Source organism: Pectobacterium brasiliense (genome assembly GCF_013449685.1).
Taxonomy (GTDB): domain Bacteria; phylum Pseudomonadota; class Gammaproteobacteria; order Enterobacterales; family Enterobacteriaceae; genus Pectobacterium; species Pectobacterium brasiliense_A.
This window is the reverse complement of sequence record NZ_JACDSF010000003.1, coordinates 1-833: the sequence shown is the minus strand read 5'-3', so window position 1 is coordinate 833 and position 833 is coordinate 1. Positions and strand designations below refer to the sequence as shown.

At 57.6% G+C, this 833-nt stretch carries 2 protein-coding genes; both read left to right on the top strand.

What is annotated here, in order from left to right:
* Positions 1-280 (top strand): type VI secretion system tube protein TssD (gene tssD, locus H0248_RS01145; protein WP_180784358.1); only part of this gene is annotated, 280 nt, incomplete at its 5' end.
* A gap of 121 nt (positions 281-401) precedes the next feature.
* A partial coding sequence (locus tag H0248_RS01140; RefSeq protein WP_308415650.1) for a contractile injection system protein, VgrG/Pvc8 family occupies positions 402-833 on the top strand: 432 nt, incomplete at its 3' end.

Below are 833 nucleotides of genomic sequence, written 5' to 3'. Positions count from 1 at the left end.
GATGTACAACGCCCTGGCTTCCGGCGAAATGCTGCCGACCGTGACCCTGAAATGGTATCGCACGTCGGTTGAAGGGAAACAGGAGCACTTCTTCTCTACCATCCTGACCGATGCCACCATCGTCGACATCGACTGCAAAATGCCACACTGCCAGGACCCGTCAAAATTGGACTACACCCAGTTGATCGAAGTGTCGCTGGCCTACCGCAAAATCGACTGGGAGCACACTGTTGCCGGTACGTCCGGCTCTGACGACTGGCGTACACCGGTCGAAGCGTAATCGTTCTGTTTCTTTACCCGGGCTTGTCCCGGGTTTTCTGCGTGCGCTGTCCTGAGGTCTGATTTTCCCAGACCTGAGTGCAGACAACACGGTTTTCATCACGGGAAGCGAGGGAATAAACGTGGCAAACAGTACAGGATTACAGTTTACGGTAAAGGTCGGTGCATTGCCCGCCGCGACGTTTGCCGTGGTGGATTTTCAGCTCAGCGAGGCCCTTAACCAGCCGTTTGCCCTGTCGCTGAATTTGGCGAGTGCCTTGTCGGATGTCGATTTTGGCGCCGTACTCGACCAGCCGTGCGAACTGCTGGTGTGGTACGAAGGCGAACTGAAACGGCGCGTCAGTGGGATTATCAGCGCATTCGCCCAGGGCGACACCGGCTTTCGCCGCACACGCTATCAAGCAGAGGTTCGCCCGGCGCTGTGGCGGCTGGGACTGCGTACCAATGCCCGCCTCTTCCAGGCACAAAAGCCGGAGGCCATTATCGGTACGTTGCTGGAAGAGTCTGGCATTACCGATTATGCCTTTGCACTGCGTCACGACCACGCCCCGCGC